This window comes from Cellulosimicrobium sp. PMB13, assembly GCF_051294865.1.
Classification (GTDB): domain Bacteria; phylum Actinomycetota; class Actinomycetes; order Actinomycetales; family Cellulomonadaceae; genus Cellulosimicrobium.
Genome location: NZ_CP145910.1, coordinates 4,027,669 through 4,044,419, shown reverse-complemented (window position 1 = coordinate 4,044,419; position 16,751 = coordinate 4,027,669). Strand labels below are relative to the sequence as shown.

The 16,751-nt window shown below is 72.7% G+C and carries 15 protein-coding genes; 8 read left to right on the top strand and 7 right to left on the bottom strand.

Annotated elements, in window-relative coordinates:
* Positions 1-20: 20 nt before the first annotated feature.
* Positions 21-566: a ferritin gene (locus tag V5D56_RS18075; RefSeq protein ID WP_435736650.1), complete on the bottom strand. Its 546-nt coding sequence runs from the start codon at positions 564-566 to the stop codon at positions 21-23.
* A gap of 263 nt (positions 567-829) precedes the next feature.
* Between V5D56_RS18075 and V5D56_RS18070 the strand changes: the two genes are divergently transcribed.
* Both V5D56_RS18070 and rsrA read left to right on the top strand, forming a co-directional pair.
* Positions 830-1,558, top strand: coding sequence for a sigma-70 family RNA polymerase sigma factor (locus V5D56_RS18070; protein ID WP_435736649.1), 729 nt, complete (start codon positions 830-832; stop codon positions 1,556-1,558).
* Positions 1,555-1,890 (top strand): mycothiol system anti-sigma-R factor, encoded by a 336-nt coding sequence (gene rsrA / locus V5D56_RS18065; protein WP_435736648.1) that lies wholly within the window; start codon positions 1,555-1,557, stop codon positions 1,888-1,890. The genes V5D56_RS18070 and rsrA overlap by 4 nt, the downstream gene beginning before the upstream one ends.
* Before the next feature lie 98 nt (positions 1,891-1,988).
* Here the strand turns inward: rsrA and V5D56_RS18060 are convergent, their stop codons facing one another.
* Positions 1,989-2,063, bottom strand: a complete 75-nt coding sequence (locus tag V5D56_RS18060) for a 50S ribosomal protein bL37 (RefSeq protein WP_375791718.1) — start codon at positions 2,061-2,063, stop codon at positions 1,989-1,991.
* Positions 2,064-2,308: 245 nt separating this feature from the next.
* Between V5D56_RS18060 and V5D56_RS18055 the strand changes: the two genes are divergently transcribed.
* The 3 genes from V5D56_RS18055 (at position 2,309) to V5D56_RS18045 (ending at position 4,761) form a co-directional block, all read left to right on the top strand.
* Entirely contained in the window at positions 2,309-3,232 is a 924-nt protein-coding gene (locus tag V5D56_RS18055) for a DUF4097 family beta strand repeat-containing protein (RefSeq protein WP_435736647.1), read from the top strand.
* Positions 3,232-3,831 carry a PadR family transcriptional regulator gene (locus V5D56_RS18050; protein ID WP_435736646.1) on the top strand — a complete coding sequence of 200 codons (600 nt, stop codon included), beginning with the start codon at positions 3,232-3,234 and terminating at the stop codon, positions 3,829-3,831. Before V5D56_RS18055 ends, V5D56_RS18050 begins: the two co-directional genes overlap by 1 nt.
* Before the next feature lie 114 nt (positions 3,832-3,945).
* Positions 3,946-4,761 carry a DUF4097 family beta strand repeat-containing protein gene (locus V5D56_RS18045; RefSeq protein ID WP_435736645.1) on the top strand — a complete coding sequence of 272 codons (816 nt, stop codon included), beginning with the start codon at positions 3,946-3,948 and terminating at the stop codon, positions 4,759-4,761.
* A gap of 22 nt (positions 4,762-4,783) precedes the next feature.
* Here V5D56_RS18045 and V5D56_RS18040 read toward each other — a convergent pair whose 3' ends face one another.
* Positions 4,784-5,398, bottom strand: coding sequence for a GDSL-type esterase/lipase family protein (locus tag V5D56_RS18040; RefSeq protein WP_435736644.1), 615 nt, complete (start codon positions 5,396-5,398; stop codon positions 4,784-4,786).
* Positions 5,399-5,503: 105 nt separating this feature from the next.
* Positions 5,504-6,418, bottom strand: coding sequence for an aldose 1-epimerase family protein (locus V5D56_RS18035; RefSeq protein ID WP_435736643.1), 915 nt, complete (start codon positions 6,416-6,418; stop codon positions 5,504-5,506).
* A gap of 108 nt (positions 6,419-6,526) precedes the next feature.
* Between V5D56_RS18035 and V5D56_RS18030 the strand changes: the two genes are divergently transcribed.
* Positions 6,527-7,522 carry an aldo/keto reductase gene (locus tag V5D56_RS18030; protein WP_435736642.1) on the top strand — a complete coding sequence of 332 codons (996 nt, stop codon included), beginning with the start codon at positions 6,527-6,529 and terminating at the stop codon, positions 7,520-7,522.
* Positions 7,523-8,015: 493 nt separating this feature from the next.
* Here the strand turns inward: V5D56_RS18030 and V5D56_RS18025 are convergent, their stop codons facing one another.
* The 3 genes from V5D56_RS18025 to V5D56_RS18015 form a co-directional block, all read right to left on the bottom strand.
* Positions 8,016-11,822 (bottom strand): multifunctional oxoglutarate decarboxylase/oxoglutarate dehydrogenase thiamine pyrophosphate-binding subunit/dihydrolipoyllysine-residue succinyltransferase subunit, encoded by a 3,807-nt coding sequence (locus V5D56_RS18025; protein ID WP_435736641.1) that lies wholly within the window; start codon positions 11,820-11,822, stop codon positions 8,016-8,018.
* A gap of 391 nt (positions 11,823-12,213) precedes the next feature.
* Positions 12,214-13,371, bottom strand: a complete 1,158-nt coding sequence (locus tag V5D56_RS18020) for a sensor histidine kinase (RefSeq protein ID WP_435736640.1) — start codon at positions 13,369-13,371, stop codon at positions 12,214-12,216.
* Positions 13,368-14,159, bottom strand: a complete 792-nt coding sequence (locus V5D56_RS18015) for a response regulator transcription factor (RefSeq protein WP_435736639.1) — start codon at positions 14,157-14,159, stop codon at positions 13,368-13,370. Before V5D56_RS18015 ends, V5D56_RS18020 begins: the two co-directional genes overlap by 4 nt.
* 140 nt (positions 14,160-14,299) lie before the next feature.
* Between V5D56_RS18015 and V5D56_RS18010 the strand changes: the two genes are divergently transcribed.
* Both V5D56_RS18010 and V5D56_RS18005 read left to right on the top strand, forming a co-directional pair.
* Entirely contained in the window at positions 14,300-15,658 is a 1,359-nt protein-coding gene (locus V5D56_RS18010; RefSeq protein ID WP_435736638.1) for a hemolysin family protein, read from the top strand.
* The gene (locus V5D56_RS18005; protein WP_435736637.1) at positions 15,655-16,695 is read left to right on the top strand and encodes a hemolysin family protein; all 1,041 of its coding nucleotides are present in this window, start codon (positions 15,655-15,657) and stop codon (positions 16,693-16,695) included. Before V5D56_RS18010 ends, V5D56_RS18005 begins: the two co-directional genes overlap by 4 nt.
* The last annotated feature ends 56 nt before the right edge of the window (positions 16,696-16,751 follow it).

The window sequence follows — 16,751 nt, the reverse complement described above, 5'->3', positions numbered from 1 at the left end:
CGAGGCGACGAGGCGACCGGTCAGAGCGCACCGCCCGCCGCCTCGGGCGCGTCCGCGGACTCGCCCGAGTCGCCGATCGTCTCGCGCGCGACGTAGTTCTCGAGGTCGAACAGGTTGTCCCCGGCGCGCTGCGCGACGGTGAGGAGCGTGGTCGCCGACGCGACCTCCTCGACCTGCTCCTTGAGGAACCACAGGAGGAACTGCTCGCCGAGCGCGTCGCCCTCCTCGCGCGCCGCACGGAAGATCGCCTCGATCTGGGCCGTGACCTGCTTCTCCTGGTCGAGGGCGAGCTGGAGCGGCTCGACGACGGAGGAGAAGTCGTTGCGCACGTCGCTCGTGCCCGGGATGACGACGGGCAGGTCTCGGTCGAGGTGGTACTGCACGATCATCATCGCGTGGTTGCGCTCCTCGACCGCCTGGCGGTAGAAGTGCGCGGCGAGCTGGGGCAGGTCGTGCGAGTCGAACCACACGGCGATCGCGATGTACTGCTGGTGCGCGTCGAGCTCGTGCGCGACCTGCTCGCGCAGGAGGGTGAGGAAGCGGGACGGGTTCTCGGTCGTGGTCATGGGCGTCACGCTAGCGACGTCGGTCGTGCGGCACACCCCGTGCCGGGCGCCGGGGACGGTCCGGCGGGCACCGCGGGAATGGGTCGCCGTGCAGGGTGGTTGCACACCTCGTGACCATCCTGCTCGACGCCCGGTCGACCGCCACCCCCGCGGTCGCCCCGGCCTCCCCGGACGAGGCCTTCGTGGCGGCCTTCTCGGCCGGCGCTGCCGCGAGGTCGGCCCCAGAGAACAACCTGACGAACAGGGGACTAGGCTCGTTGTCGATGACTGAGCAGATCCCCGGGAGCCCCGAGACGGTGCCGTCCGCGACGCCGACCTCCGCGCTGCCCGAGGGGACGGAGCACGACGTCTCCGCGACGACCGGCACGGACGACGACACCGACACGAACCGCGCGCCGGCGGCGGAGGACGACGCCGCGCGGGCGGCGCGGTTCGAGCGCGACGCGCTGCAGTACCTCGACCAGCTGTACTCGGCGGCGCTGCGCATGACGCGCAACCCGTCGGACGCCGAGGACCTCGTGCAGGAGACGTTCGCCAAGGCGTTCGCGGCGTTCCACCAGTACCGCCCGGGGACCAACCTCAAGGCGTGGCTGTACCGGATCCTCACGAACACGTTCATCAACACGTACCGCAAGAAGCAGCGCGAGCCGCAGCAGTCGCAGGCCGAGGACGTCGAGGACTGGCAGATCGCGCGCGCCGCGTCGCACACGTCGCAGGGGCTGCGGTCGGCGGAGGCCGAGGCGCTGGACCGCCTGCCGGACACGGACGTGAAGCGTGCGCTGCAGGAGCTGCCCGAGGACCGCCGCATGGTCGTGTACTACGCGGACGTCGAGGGCTTCCCGTACAAGGAGATCGCGGAGATCATGGGGACACCGATCGGTACGGTCATGTCCCGCCTGCATCGGGGCAGGCGCCAGCTGCGAGAGCTGCTGGCCGACTACGCCGCGAAGCGAGGACTGGTAGGGGCGAAGGCTCCTGGAGGTGGGTCGTGAGCACGTCAGAGAGCCGGACGCCGGGCCTGCGGGCGACGGACGAGGCGGTCACGCCGATCCCGCACTCGACCGAGGGCGAGTCGGAGTGCGAGCACGCCCTCCTGCACCTCTACGAGTACCTGGACTCCGAGATGACGGCGGACGACGAGCTGCGGATGCGCGCTCATGTCGCGCACTGCTCGCCGTGCCTCGCCGAGCTGAGCGTGGAGGAGCTCGTGAAGCGGCTCGTGCGCCGCTCGTGCCACGAGCAGGCGCCGGCCAGCCTGCGCGCGCGGATCCACGCGCAGCTCGTCGTCATGACGACGACCACCACGGTGGTCGAGACGCGCTGAGGCGCTGTCCGGTGAAGCCCGCCGCCGCGGACTCCTCCGGACGACGAAGGGCCCGGACCGACGATGTCGGTCCGGGCCCTTCGTGGTTGCGCCTGGGATCAGGCGTTGGGGCGCTTGCCGTGGTTCGCGCCGTTGCCCTTGCGGCTGCGACGCTTGCGTCCGCGCTTGCTCATGATGTTCTCCTGATCGTCTGGGGAAGTGCCGTCCCGGGGGGTTCTCGGCGGGAACGGCCGCCCGCGGCGGGTCCGGTCCGCCTCCCATCGTCCCACACGTCGCCCCTTGCCCTGCGCCCGAACGCGATATATCGTGTCTCGGGAAACGCGATATATCGCAACCTTCCGCGGGGAAGAGCCGTGCGAGGACAGCACCGCCGACCGCCTCCGGGCGCGACCCGGTGGACGAGAGGACGGGGCGCAGGATGACGCACGAGAGCTGGACCGTCACCGGTCCGCGGACGATCGGGGTGGAGCACGTCGCACTGCTCGACGCGACGGTCATCGGCGGCCGCATCGACGTCGTCGCCCACGGCGACCCTGCCCGGACCGACGTCCTCGTCGAGGTGCACTCCGTGACCGGACGCGCGCTCGAGGTGACGGTGGACGGCACGACCCTGCGGATCGGCTACGGCTCGTACGAGGCCGGCTGGAAGGGTTTCGTCGAGCGCTTCCGCACCTACACCGGCAAGGACGCGGCGGACGTGCACGTCGCCGTCCCGGCCACGACGCGCGCCAAGGTCGTCACCGTCCAGGGCGAGGGCCTCGTCGCGGGGCTCCGGCACGGTGTGCGCGTCGGCACGGTCACGGGCTCGCTCATGACCAGCCGCACGGCGGGCGAGCTGCGCGTCGACACGGTCTCGGGCGAGGTCTCCGTGAGCGAGCACGACGGCGAGGTCCGCATGGAGTCCGTCTCGGGCGGGATCACGGCGACGGGTTCTCTGCGCTCGCTGCGGCTCGAGTCCGTCTCCGGCGCGGTGACGGTCGACACGCGCACGACCCCGTCCGAGGTGAGCGTGAGCGCCGTCTCCGCCGACGTGCTCGTGCGGCTGCCCGACCCGGACGCCATGTCGTACGCGATCCGGTGCCTGAGCGGCCGGCTCCTCGTCGACGGGACGGAGCAGCGGGGCACGGCGGGCGTGTTCAGCCGACCGGCGCTGCACGGACCGGCGGCGCCCGTCCGCGTGTCGGCCGTCTCCGGGAACGTGACGGTGCTGCGCGGGTCGCCCGGCGACGACGCGGAGCACCGCGCGGCCGCCGCGACCGGGCACGCGACCGACGACGCCCCGGCCTGGGGGTCTCCCGGCCCTCGCGCGGCGAGCGCCCCGAGCGGGCCGGTGGACCGCTGATGGCCACCGTCTTCGCCCACGGCGAGCTGCGCCTGTACCTCCTCGCGCTGCTCGACGCCGGGCCCAAGCACGGGTACGAGCTCATCACCGAGCTCACGGAGCGCTTCGGCGGCACCTACCGGCCGAGCGCGGGAACCATCTACCCCCGTCTCGGACGGCTCGAGGACGAAGGGCTGGTGCGGCGCAGCGTCGAAGGACGCAAGACGACGTACGAGCTCACGCCTGCCGGTCGCGCCGAGATCGAGGCGCGGCGCGGCGACGTCGCGCAGCTCGAGCACGGCATCTCCGAGACCGTCCGGCAGCGCGCGCAGGCGCTGCGGGCCGAGGTCCAGGGCTCGCTCCAAGGGCTACGCGCCGAGCTCGCCGCCGCCGCGCAGTCGGCGCGCGCGCGTCCGCGCGAGGGCGAGCCCGACCCCCGCCGGCGCGAGTCGTACGCGTGGCGCATGGAGGCCGAGGCGCTCGTGCACCGCTTCCGCGAGGACGTGCGCGCGGACCTGCGCCGCGCCGACGCGTCGAGCGTCGTCACCGAGCTCACCGTGGACACGCTGCGCACCGTGCTCGACAGCGCGCGCAGGGCCGTGCGGGCCACCCTGCCCTGACTGACGCGCGAGACCTGCAGGACCGGCTCCCGACCTCGACCAGCACACCGACCATCTCGACCGAGCGCCAAACAGCAAACACCGAACACCGAACACCGAACGAGGAGAGATCGCATGAGCACCGAGACCTGGGTGGTCACCACCCCGCAGACCGTCGACGTCGCCGAGGTGCGGCGCGTCGTCGTCCAGCTGACCGACGGCTCCGTCGACGTCGTCGCGGACCCGAACCGCGCCGACGGCGCGCACGTCGAGATCGGCGACGTCACCGAGCGTCCGCTGCAGGTGAGCGCGCACGACGGCGAGCTGCGCATCGGCTACGACTTCGCCGGCATCGAGGGTGTCGTCGACCGCGCGAAGGGCCTGCGCGACAAGGACCGCGCCGTCGTGCGCGTCACCGTCCCGGCCGACGTGCCCGTCAAGGTGACGACGGCGCGTGCCGCCACCACTGTCACGGGCACCACGGCCGACCTGTCGGTGACCACCGCCACCGGCCCGGTGCGCGTCCAGGGCACGACGGGCCCCGTCTCCGTCAAGACGGCCTCCGCGCCCGTGGACGTCGTCGAGCACGTCGGGGACGTCCGGGTGAGCACCGCCTCCGGCGCCGTCAACGTGGCGGGGTCGCTGGGCCGCGTGTCGGTCACGACCGTGACGAGCGGCGTCGAGGTGGTCGCGCGCGAGAGCACGCCGCTCGTCGACGCCCGCACGGTCTCCGGCGACGTCGCCGTGCGCCTTGGCGCCGGCGCTCCCGTGAACCTCAAGGCGCGCAGCGTCACCGGCAAGGCCGTGCTCGACGGCGTACGCCTCGAGAGCTCCGCGCAGCGCACGACCTCGATCGACCACGTCGACCGTCCGGCCGAGAGCCCCACCGCCGGCGGCGCCTACGTCTCGGCGAGCACCGTGTCCGGCGACCTCACCGTCTCGCGCGGCTGACCCGGTGCCCGACGACGCCGCCTCAGGGCGCGTCGTCGGGCAGGCCGAGCCAGGCGTGCCAGCCCGTGTGCAGCACGAGCCACGCCATGAGGCCGTAGCCCGCCTGCCCCGGGAAGCCGTTGCCGCTCTGGGCCAGGTCTGCGAGCCACTGCTCGTGGGTCACGAGCGGGCTGAAGGTGTCGACGTACGGCACGCGGCGACGGTTCGCGACGTCCGCGAAGGCGTTCGACAGCTCCGCGAGCCGGTCCGCGTCCTGCGGGTGCCCCGGCGGCGGCCCGACGACGAACGTCGGCAGGCGCCGTGACTCCGCGACGTCGAGCACGTTCGCGAGGTTGAGCCGGGACCGGGCCACGGACAGGCCGGAGTCGAGGTCGTGGCGACCCAGACCGACGACGAGCCGGTTGTCGACGTCGGGCTCGGGAGAGAACCGCCGCGCGGTCTCCGCCTCCCAGCGCTGGCTCAGTGCCGTCGTCGTCTCCCCGGGGATCGCGAGCGGGAAGACGTAGACGGGCTGCGGGAAGCGCGTGCGCGCGACGACGCGCCCCGACCACCCCAGGGCCTTAGCGTCCCCGACGCCGGCGCTCAGCTCGTCGCCGACGACGCAGATCCGGACTTCTCGACGTGCTGCGTCCTCCACGAGGGTCATTCTCCCCGACTCCGGGAGCCGCGGTCGATCCTGGGCCGTCCGCCCGGCGTGTCGGTGCCCGTGCGCGACCGCCGCGCACGGGCACCGGCCCGTTTCTCAGAGGAGGCTGGCGCCCCATGTCACCTCGTGCGAGTCGCCCGGCGCGAGGCGCACGAGCCGGTCCCCGGTGCGGAACGCGTCGGCGATGCAGCTCATCGGCTCCGCCGCGACGCCCGACCGGCGGAACGCGGCGTCGCCCACGTGGTCGCCCGTGCAGATCTGCCACGTGTCCATCGACGCGTCCATCCACACGGCCGCGGTGCGCCCGTCCGGCGCACCGAGCCGGATCCACGACAGACCGTCCTCGTCACGCGTCACGTCGACGAAGGCGTCGTCGAGGTCCACACCCTGCAGGGAGCGCGTCTCACGCAGGTCGAAGGTGCCCGACGCCGGCTCCGTCCCCGTGGGCAGCAGGCGGTCGTCGGTCGTGACGCGCGAGACGGCGTCGAGCCGGATCGTGCAGTCGTCGAGGTCCGCGCCGGCGGGAGACAGCCACGGGTGGAAGCCGATCCCGTACGGCGCCGTGCCGCGACCGGCGTTGGTGGTGCGCACGTGCACGCGCAGCCCGTCGTCGCTCAGCGAGTACGCGACGCGCGAGACCAGCGCGAACGGGTACCCGGGCGTCGGGACCAGACGGAGCTCGAGCGTCACCGCGGCATCGGTGTGCTCGACGACCGTCCAGCGCTGCCAGCACGCGAGGCCGTGCAGCGCGGTGCTGCGCGCGAACTCGGTGACGGGGACCTGGTACCTCGTGCCGTCGATCTCGTACTGGCCGTCGCGCAGGCGGTTGGGCCACGGCAGCAGCACCGCGGCGTTGAACGCGGGGGAGACCTCGTCCTCGGCGAAGGGGAGGAAGACGGGGCGGCCCGCGACGGCGTACTCGCGCACCGCCGCTCCGACCTCGGTGATCGTGGCGGCGTGGTCGCCGTGGGAGATGCGCAGCTGTGCGCCGGAGGGTGCGTCGGTGTTCACGCTCACATACGGTACTCGGCGTGCGCGGGTGCACGATGGGCCCTCGCCCGTCAGACTCGGTGCCCGGGCACGTGCACCTGCGCGCCCGACGCAGCACGAGGAGGAACGATGGAACGACGTGTGCTCGGACGCACGGGACGGCTCGTCTCGGTGGTGGGGCTGGGGACGTGGCAGCTCGGCGCCGACTGGGGCGACGTCGACGAGGGCGACGCGCGTGCGGTGCTCGACGCCTCCGCCGAGGCCGGGGTGACGTTTTTCGACACGGCGGACGTCTACGGGGACGGTCGCAGCGAGCAGATCATCGGCTCCTACCTCGCCGACAACCCCGGGCACGGGATCACCGTCGCCACGAAGATGGGCCGCCGCGAGGCGCAGGACCCCGAGAACTTCACGCTCGCAAAGTTCCGCGAGTGGACCGACCGCTCGCGCGCGAACCTGCGGACCGAGCGGCTCGACCTCGTCCAGCTCCACTGCCCGCCGACGGCCGTCTACTCGCGCGACGAGGTCTACGACGCGCTCGACACGCTCGTCGCCGAGGGCGCGATCGCCTCCTACGGCGTGAGCGTCGAGACGGTCGACGAGGCGCTCACCGCCATCGCGCGCTCCGGGGTCGCGACCGTGCAGATCATCCTCAACGCGTTCCGCCTGAAGCCGCTCGACGAGGTGCTTCCCGCGGCCTCCGCGGCCGGCGTGGGCATCATCGCCCGCGTGCCGCTCGCCTCGGGCCTGCTGTCCGGCAAGTACACGCGCGAGACGACGTTCGCGGACGACGACCACAGGACCTTCAACCGCGACGGCAGCGCGTTCGACGTCGGCGAGACGTTCTCGGGAGTGGACTTCGAGACCGGTGTCGAGGCGGCCCGCACGTTCTCCGACCTCGTCCGCGACACCGTGGCCCAGGACCTCACCCCGGCGCAGGCAGCCATCGCCTGGATCTGGCAGCAGCCCGGCGTCACGACCGTCATCCCCGGCGCGCGCAACGTCGAGCAGGCGCGCTCCAACGCCGTCGCAGGGTCGGCCGAGGTGCTCGGTCCGCTCTTCGCGTCGGGCATCCGCGAGATCTACGACGAGCACATCCGGGCGGCGGTCCACGACCGCTGGTGAGGTGTGGTCGCGGCGGGTCGCGGCCGTCGCGGCGGGTGCGTGCTCGTGGTGGGGTCGGTCGGGACCGGAGGAGCGGCGGCGGGTCTACTATCCGCGGCGCTCGTCCCTCGCGCCGCTCCCGCCAGACCCGCCACGACCCGCCGCCGCCCCTCCGGTCCCGCCCTGCGGTGACGTCGCCCTGGCCAGCGCCTGCCAAGCGGCGGGTGAGCGGCAGGTGAGCACTCGACCGGCGAGGCGCGATCGCTGGGGTGAGCGCCGGGGCGAGCGCCAGGTGAGGGGTCGGGCGAGGTGGTGGCCCAGGTGCGGGGGCGCGGGTCGTGGTGGGTCTGGCGGGAGCCCGCGAGGAACGAGCGGGCGGATGGTAGACCCGCGCCCCCGCACCTGGGCTGCCGCCGGAAGTAGCCCACGACGCGCGACCACTCACGACGACGAAGGCCCCCTCCCGTGGGAGGGGGCCTTCGTGGTGCTCAGGTCCGCGAGTACGGGCCGGACATCAGCGGGCGAACGCCTGCTCGAGGAGCACGGCCTGCTGGGCCTGGTGCTTCTTCGCCGTGCCGGCCGCCGTGGAGGCCGACGCCGGGCGGGAGACGACGCGCACGCGCGGCAGGTCCTCCGGCAGGTTGATGTGGACGAACGACCAGGCGCCCTGGTTCTCGGGCTCGTCCTGGACCCACACGACCTCGGCGTCACCGTACTTCGCGATCTCAGCGCGGATCGCCTCGACGTCGAGCGGGTAGAGCTGCTCGAGGCGGACGATCGCCGTGCGGTCGTCGCCGCGCTTGGTGCGCTCGGCGAGGAGGTCGTAGTAGACGCGACCGGTGCACAGGAGCACGCGGTCGACCTTCGCGGGGTCGGCGGCGGCGTCTGCGATCACCGGCCTGAAGGTGCCCTGGGTGAACTCCTCGACCGGGGACGCGGCCGCCTTGAGGCGCAGCAGCTGCTTCGGCGTGAAGACGACGAGCGGGCGGCGGGGGCGGTCGTACGCCTGACGTCGCAGCAGGTGGAAGTACGACGCGGGGGTCGACGGCTGCGCGATCGTCATGTTGTCCTCGGCGGCGAGCTGCAGGAAGCGCTCGATGCGCGCGGACGAGTGGTCCGGGCCCTGTCCCTCGTAGCCGTGGGGGAGCAGCATGACGACCGAGGAGTACTGGCCCCACTTCTGCTCCGCCGACGAGATGAACTCGTCGATGACCGTCTGGGCGCCGTTGACGAAGTCGCCGAACTGCGCCTCCCACAGCACGAGGGCGTCGGGGCGCTCGACGGAGTAGCCGTACTCGAAGCCGAGGGCCGCGTACTCGGACAGCGACGAGTCGTAGACCCAGAACTTCGCCTGGTCGGCCGAGAGGTAGAGCAGCGGCGTCCACTCGGCGCCCGTCTCGCGGTCGTGCAGGACGGCGTGGCGCTGCACGAACGTGCCGCGGCGCGAGTCCTGACCGGCGAGGCGCACGGGCGTGCCCTCGGCGAGGAGCGAGCCGAACGCGAGGAGCTCGCCGAAGCCCCAGTCGATGCCGCCCTCGACGGACATCTGACGGCGCTTCTCGAGGAGCTGCGCGAGCTTGGGGTGCACGGTGAAGCCCTCGGGCGGCGCGACGTGCACCTGACCGATGCGCTCGACGACGTCCGGGTCGACCGCGGTGCGCCAGCCGACCATCGTGCCGGCGTCCTCGAGCTGCGACTCCGGGCGCTCCAGGCCCGCCACGGGCTCCTTCGAGGCGGACGGCGTGTAGCCGCCCTCCTTCGTCTCCGTGAAGACCCGCTCGAGCTGGGCCTGGTAGTCCTGCAGGACGTGCTCGGCCTCCTCGAGCGTGATGTCGCCGCGCGCGACGAGGTTCTCGGTGTAGAGCTTGCGCACCGAGCGCTTCGCCTCGATGAGGTTGTACATGAGCGGCTGCGTCATCGACGGGTCGTCGCCCTCGTTGTGCCCGCGGCGGCGGTAGCAGATGAGGTCGATGATGACGTCGCGGTCGAACTGCTCGCGGAACGCGAAGGCCAGCTCGGCGACGCGCACGCACGCCTCGGGGTCGTCGCCGTTCACGTGGAAGATCGGGACCTGGTAGCCCTTGGCCACGTCGGTCGCGTACGTCGTCGAGCGCGACGACGACGGGCCCGTGGTGAAGCCGACCTGGTTGTTGACGACGACGTGGACCGTGCCGCCCGTGCGGTAGCCGCGCAGCTGGGCCAGGTTGAGCACCTCGGGCACCACGCCCTGGCCCGCGAAGGCTGCGTCGCCGTGGATGAGGATCGGCAGCACGGAGAAGCCGTCGCCGCCGAGGTCGATGCGGTCCTGCTTGGCCCGCACGATGCCCTCGAGCACCGGGTCGACGGCCTCGAGGTGCGACGGGTTCGCCGCGAGGTAGACCTTCGTCGTCGCGCCGGACTCGGCCGTGAAGGTGCCTTCGGTCCCGAGGTGGTACTTCACGTCGCCGGAGCCCTGCACGCTCTTCGGGTCGAGGTTGCCCTCGAACTCCGCGAAGATCTGCGCGTAGCTCTTGCCGGCGATGTTCGCGAGCACGTTGAGGCGACCGCGGTGCGCCATGCCGATGCCGACCTCGTCGAGGCCGTTCTCGGCCGCCTTCGACAGGATCGCGTCGAGCAGCGGGATGAGGGACTCCCCGCCCTCGAGCGAGAAGCGCTTCTGGCCGACGAACTTCGTCTGGAGGAAGGTCTCGAACGCCTCGGCGGAGTTGAGCCGGCGCAGGATGCGCAGCTGGTCCTCGCGCGGCGTGCGGGCGTACCCGGACTCGAGGCGCTCCTGCAGCCACTTGCGCTGCGTGCGGTCCGCGAGGTGCATGTACTCGACGCCGACGGTGCGGCAGTACGAGTCGCGCAGGAGGCCGAGGATGTCGCGCAGCGACGACTTCGTCTTCCCGCCGAACCCGCCCGTGGGGAACGTGCGGTCCAGGTCCCACAGCGTGAGGCCGTGGTTCTGGATGTCGAGGTCGCCGTGCTTGCGCTGGCGGTATGCGAGCGGGTCGGTGTCCGCCATGAGGTGGCCGCGGGAGCGGTACGAGTGGACGAGCTCGGCGATCTTCGCCGGCTTGGCCGCCTCGATCTCGGCGTCCGTCGTGTTGTCCCGGACCCAGCGCACGGGCTCGTAGGGGATCCGCAGCGCCGCGAACACGCGGTCGTAGAAGCCGTCCTCGCCGAGCAGCTTCTGCGACAGGATGCGCAGGAACTCGCCCGACTGGGCGCCCTGGATGATGCGGTGGTCGTAGGTCGACGTGATCGTCAGGACCTTCGAGATGCCGAGGCGCGCGAGGCGCTCGGTCGAGGCTCCCGCGAACTCCGCCGGGTAGTCCATCGCGCCGACGCCGATGATCGTGCCCTGGCCCTGCATGAGCCGCGGCACCGAGTGCACCGTGCCGATCCCGCCGGGGTTCGTCAGCGAGATCGTCGTGCCGGCGAAGTCGTCGACGCCCAGCTTGCCGCCGCGCGCCCGTCGCACGAGGTCCTCGTAGGCCGCCCAGAACTGGGCGAAGTCCATCGTGTCGGCCTTCTTGACGCTCGGGACGAGGAGCTGGCGCGTGCCGTCCGGCTTCGCGAGGTCGATCGCCAGGCCGAAGTTCACGTGGGCCGGCTGGCTGACGGCCGGCTTGCCGTCGAGCTCGGTGTAGCTCGAGTTCATGGCCGGCATGTCCGCCAGCGCCTCGACGAGCGCGAAGCCGATGAGGTGCGTGAACGAGATCTTGCCGCCACGACCGCGAGCGAGGTGGTTGTTGATGACGATGCGGTTGTCGACCATGAGCTTGGCCGGGACGGCGCGCACGGACGTCGCCGTCGGGACCTGGAGGCTCGACTCCATGTTCGTCACGACGCGCGCGGCGGGGCCGCGCAGCTTCTGGACGTCGTCGACGGCCTCCGTCTGCTCGTCCGGCGCAGCGGCGACCTTGCGTGCCGGGACCTGCGCGTACGGCGCGGTGGCGGGCTGCGCCGTCGCGACGGGCTTGTGCGCACGCACGGCCTCGACCGCCGCGTTGACGGCGGGGTCCGCGGGCAGCTTCGGGGCCTTGACGCGCTGCGCGGCCTCGGCCGCGGCGGAGCCGTCCGTCACCGGCGTGGGCTTCGTGGCCTCCGCGGGTCGGGCGGCCGGTGCCGGGGCAGCGGGCGCGCTCTGCGCGGGGCTGCCGTTCGTGGACGCCGACGCCGGTGCCGCAGACGGTGCGGGCTCGTCGCCCGTGTCGTCGCGCTCCGTCGGACGGTAGTCCTCGAAGAAGTCCCACCACGCGGGGTCTACCGCGTTCTTGTCCTTGAGGTACTGCTCGTAGAGCTCGTCGACCAGCCACTCGTTCGCTCCGAACACGGAGCTTGCGTCGCTGATCGCCTCTGACTCAGCCTTCGGGGACACGCGAGGATCGCCCACTTTCACACACAGGTCGCTGTACGGTCACAGTCGTGTCGGCGCGTGACGGCGAGACGACGACGCGCCCCGGCACAGACTCGTCCGGCATCCGGACCACACCAGCCTAGGCCCTCGGGCCCCGCTCGCAGGGCCGCCGGGGGCGTTCCCGCGCGAGCCGTGCCCGGGTTCTTCACGCCGCGTCTGCCCGAGGCAAACGCGGTGCAACGGTCGGCTCGACTCCGGGCAAGAGCCCGGAATTCCAGGCCATCACGGGGTATGCGCGGGTGGTTCTGTGACGCATCTCTCACCGCACCGAGGGCAGCAGACCGTGCGTGGTCGGGGGATGTCGTCCTCAGGGGACGTCGTCGCCGAGCGGGGGCAGCGAGACGTCGGCCCTCGCCGGGAGCGTCACCCGCATCGTCGCCCCCCGACGCGAGTCCGCGACCTCGATCCGGCCGCCGTGCAGGTCGACCGCCCACCGGACGATCGCCAGCCCGATCCCGGTACCGCCGGTCGAGCCGCCGCCGGCCGGGTGCGTCCCCGTCGCGTGGGTCCCCGTCGCGCTCGCTCGCGCGAAGCGCTCGAAGATCCTCTCGCGGTCCTCCTTCGCGATCCCCGGCCCCTCGTCGACGACCTCGATCACGACCTCGTCGTCCACGGGGTACGCCTCGAGCCGGATCTCGCCGCTCGGGGGAGAGTGGCGGATCGCGTTCTGGAGCAGGTTCACGACCACCTGGTGGAGACGCTCCCGGTCGGCCTCGAGCACGAGGTCCGGCGGGGTGACGTCGACGACGTACCGCAGCCCCTTGGCCGCCTCGACCATCGAGACGGCCTCGGCGTTCTCCTCGAGAAAGTCGCCGACCTCGATCTCGGTGATGTTCAGCGCCGCGGCGCCGGCCTCGATGCGCGACAGGTCGAGCAGGTACGCGACGAGGCGGGTGAGCCGCTCCGTCTGGGCGAGCGCCATCTCCATCGTCGCGGGCGTCGGCTGGGTGACGCCGTCGACGACGTTCTCGAGCTGCGCCTGGAGCGCGGCGATCGGTGTGCGCAGCTCGTGCGACACGTTGGCGATGAGCTCGCGGCGCACCTGGTCGCTCGTCGCGAGGTCCTCCGCCATGACGTTGAACGCCACCGCGAGCTGACCGACCTCGTCGCGGCTCGTGGCCCGGACGCGGCGGGTGTAGTCGCCGTCGGCCATCGCGCGCGCCGCCGCGGTCATCTCGCGCAGCGGGGACGTCATGCCGCGCGCGAGGATCTGGGTGAGCAGGAGCGACAGGACGATCGCGAGCGGGAACGTCCGCGACGGGCCGAGCTGGTTCTGCAGCCCGATCCACGTGATGAGGACGGCGAGCGTCACCGTCGCCGCGACGAGCACGCCGAGCTTGATCTTCAGCGAGCGGAACGAGTCGAGCGGCCGGACGTCGGGCAGGTGGGGCCGGATCGTGTGGGACCGGTGCGGCGCGCTGCGGGTCGGGGTCGACCGGTCCTGCCCACCGGTGGGCGTCGTCATCCGGCGGGCGGCTCGAACGCGTAGCCCACGCCGTGCACCGTGCGGATGAGGTCCGCACCGAGCTTGCGGCGCAGCGCCTTGATGTGCGAGTCGACGGTGCGGGTCCCGCTCGCGTCGGCCCAGTCCCACACCTCGGCGAGCAGGCGCTCGCGCGTGAGCACCGTCTTGGGCGAGCTCGCGAGCATGACGAGCAGCTCGAACTCCGTGGGCGTCAGGTGGACCTCCTCGCCGGCGCGGTACACGCGGCGCTGGGCCTTGTCGATCGTCACGTCGCCCACGGCCATGGGGGGCTCGGCGGGTGTCGTGCTCGCCGCCTGCGCCGCGCGGTCCATGCGCCGCAGGAGCGCCTTGATGCGCGCGACCAGCTCGCGCATGGAGAACGGCTTCGTCATGTAGTCGTCCGCGCCCACGCCGAGACCGATGAGCATGTCGGTCTCGTCGTCGCGAGCGGTGAGCATGAGGATGGGCACCGGCTGCTCGGCCTGGATGCGTCGCGTCACCTCGAGCCCGTCGATGCCGGGGAGCATGACGTCCAGCACGATGACGTCGGGACGCAGGCGGGTCGCGGCGTCGACGCCGGACAGCCCGTCCCGCGCGACCTCCACGCGCCAGCCCTCGGCGCTCAGGCGCTGCGCGATCGCCGTCGCGATCGCCGGCTCGTCCTCGACGACGAGCACGGTCGCGGTCTGCTGGCCGGCCGGCCCGGTCGGGGGAGCGGGGGTGCGGCTCGTGGTCGGCCCTGCACCCGCGCCGGTGGGGAATGCGCTCGCTGCCCTCGGATCTGCCATGGGATACAGCGTGGCACACGTCGGCCCAGGTCGGGCGGATTTGCGGACCGCCGCGGGCCGTCCGCGGGGACGCCGGCGTGCCCGGGGGCTAGCATGCTGCGCACGATGAAGAGCACCTCCCGATATCCGTGGAGCACCTCGTGGTAGGCGACTGGGTCATGGTCGCGCTCGGGGTGCTCCTCACCGCAGGAACCGCCGTCTTCGTGGCCGGGGAGTTCTCCCTCGTCACCCTCGACCCGGCCGTCGTCGGATCCGGGGACGACCCGACCGACGAGGAGGGCGACAGACCCGACGGCCGCAGCGACCGGCGCGACCGCAGCGTCCGTGCCGCCCTCAAGCACCTGTCGACCGAGCTGAGCTCGGCCCAGGTGGGCATCACCCTCACCACGATCCTGCTCGGCTACACCGCGCAGCCCGCTCTCCTGTCGCTCCTGGCCGACGGGCTCGGGCGCACCCCGCTCAGCCAGGCCGTCGCCGGCGTCCTCGCGGGGATCCTCGCTCTCGTGGTGGTCAACGCCTTCTCGATGGTCGTCGGGGAGCTCATCCCCAAGAACTTCGCGCTGAGCGCGCCGTACGCGACGGCTCGCCAGGTCGTCCCGGTGCAGCGCCAGTTCACCAAGCTCTTCCGCCCGGTGATCTCCGTGCTCAACGGGTCGGCGAACGCCATCCTGCGGCGGGTCGGCGTCGAGCCGCGCGAGGAGCTCTCGGGCGCGCGGTCGGCCACGGAGCTCGCCGCGCTCGTGCGTCGCTCCGCGCAGGAGGGCACGCTCGACGTGTCCGTCGCGACCCTGCTGACCAACTCGATCGAGCTCGACACGCTCTCGGCGGTGGACGTCATGACCGACCGGATGCGCATGGTCGTCGTCGACCGCGACGCGACGGCCGCCGACGTGGTCGACGCCGCCCGCCGCACCGGGCACTCCCGGTTCCCGGTCATCGGCGACGACCGCGACGACGTCGTCGGCCTCGTCCACCTGCGCCGCGCGGTGGCCGTGCCGCACGAGCGCCGTCCCGAGGTGCCCGCCGCGGCGCTCATGGTCGACGCGCCGCGCGTCCCCGAGACGGTCCGCCTCGGGCCCCTGCTCGTCGAGCTGCGCGGGTTCGGGCTGCAGATGGCGGTCGTCGTCGACGAGTACGGGGGCACCGCCGGCGTCGTGACGCTCGAGGACGTCGTCGAGGAGCTCGTCGGGGACGTCGCGGACGAGCACGACCGTCGCCGCGCGGGCGCCGCGCGCCGCGCGGACGGGTCCTGGTTCGTCCCGGGCGTCCTGCGCCCCGACGAGCTGACGGAGGTCACCGGCCTGCGCGTCCCCGAGGACGCCGCGTACGAGACGCTCGGCGGCCTCGTCATGTCCCGCCTCGGGCGCGTGCCCGTGACGGGCGACGAGGTCGTCGTGGGCGAGGGCGCCGAGCGCGTCGTCGTCCGCGTGGAGGCGATGGAGGGCCGTCGGGTCGAGCGGGTCAACGTCCGTCCCGCGCCCGGGGAGGTCCCGGCATGAGCTCGACCACCGCGCTCCTCCTCGGCCTCGTGCTCCTCGCGGGCAACGCGTTCTTCGTCGGCGCGGAGTTCGCCGTCATCTCGGCCCGCCGCTCGGCCATCGAGCCCCTCGCGGCCCGCGGCGACCGGCGTGCCCAGACGGTGCTGTGGGCGATGGAGAACGTCTCCCTCATGCTCGCGTGCGCGCAGCTCGGCGTGACCGTGTGCTCGACGGGCCTGGGCGTCGTCGCCGAGCCCGCTCTCGCGCACCTCATCGAGGACCCCCTGCACGCCCTGGGCGTGAGCACCTCGCTCGCGCACCCGATCGCGTTCGTGGTCGCCCTGGCCGTCGTCGTGTACCTGCACGTGGTCCTCGGCGAGATGGTGCCGAAGAACCTCGCGGTGGCAGGGCCCGACCGGGCCGTGCTGTGGTTCGGCCCGCCGCTCGTGTGGATCGGCCGGGTGCTGCGCCCGGTCATCGTCGCGCTCAACTGGGTCGCGAACCACGTGGTGCGCTGGTCGGGCGTGGAACCTCGGGACGAGGTGGCGTCGGCCTACACGGCCGAGGAGGTGCAGTCGATCGTCGAGCACTCGCAGGCCGAGGGAGTGCTGCGCGACGAGCAGGGCCTGCTGTCGGGCGCGATCGAGTTCTCCGAACGCACGGCGAGCGACGTCATGGTCCCGGTCGCGGACCTCGTGACCGTCGTCGAGGGATGCACGCCCGACGAGCTCGAGCGCCTCGTCGCCCGCACCGGGTTCTCGCGGTTCCCCGTCGCGGACGCGTCGGGCGACCTCGTGGGGTACCTCCACGTCAAGGACGTCCTCTACGCCGACGACACGACACGTCACGATCCCGTCCCCGGCTGGCGCGTGCGGGCGCTCGCGGTGTCGGCCCCGGACGACGAGGTCGAGGACGCCCTGCGTGCCATGCAGGGGTCGGGCGCCCACCTCGCGCGCGTGGACGGGCCGAGGGGCTCGCTCGGCGTCGTGTTCCTCGAGGACATCCTGGAGGAGCTCGTCGGCGAGGTCCGCGACGCCATGCAGCGCAGGCCGCACTGACCGGGCCCGGCCCGGCCCCGTCCAGGCAGAGCCAGGGCGGTCGCCGGCGCGGCCGG

Excerpts from the sequence above, each read along its gene's own strand:
- V5D56_RS18070 (WP_435736649.1), top strand. The coding sequence starts at position 830 with ATGACTGAGCAGATCCCCGGGAGCCCCGAGACGGTGCCGTCCGCGACG.
- V5D56_RS18005 (WP_435736637.1), top strand. The coding sequence starts at position 15,655 with ATGAGCTCGACCACCGCGCTCCTCCTCGGCCTCGTGCTCCTCGCGGGC.
- V5D56_RS18045 (WP_435736645.1), top strand. The coding sequence starts at position 3,946 with ATGAGCACCGAGACCTGGGTGGTCACCACCCCGCAGACCGTCGACGTC.
- V5D56_RS18030 (WP_435736642.1), top strand. The coding sequence starts at position 6,527 with ATGGAACGACGTGTGCTCGGACGCACGGGACGGCTCGTCTCGGTGGTG.
- V5D56_RS18020 (WP_435736640.1), bottom strand. The coding sequence starts at position 13,371 with ATGACGACGCCCACCGGTGGGCAGGACCGGTCGACCCCGACCCGCAGC.
- V5D56_RS18050 (WP_435736646.1), top strand. The coding sequence starts at position 3,232 with ATGGCCACCGTCTTCGCCCACGGCGAGCTGCGCCTGTACCTCCTCGCG.
- V5D56_RS18055 (WP_435736647.1), top strand. The coding sequence starts at position 2,309 with ATGACGCACGAGAGCTGGACCGTCACCGGTCCGCGGACGATCGGGGTG.
- V5D56_RS18015 (WP_435736639.1), bottom strand. The coding sequence starts at position 14,159 with ATGGCAGATCCGAGGGCAGCGAGCGCATTCCCCACCGGCGCGGGTGCA.
- V5D56_RS18075 (WP_435736650.1), bottom strand. The coding sequence starts at position 566 with ATGACCACGACCGAGAACCCGTCCCGCTTCCTCACCCTCCTGCGCGAG.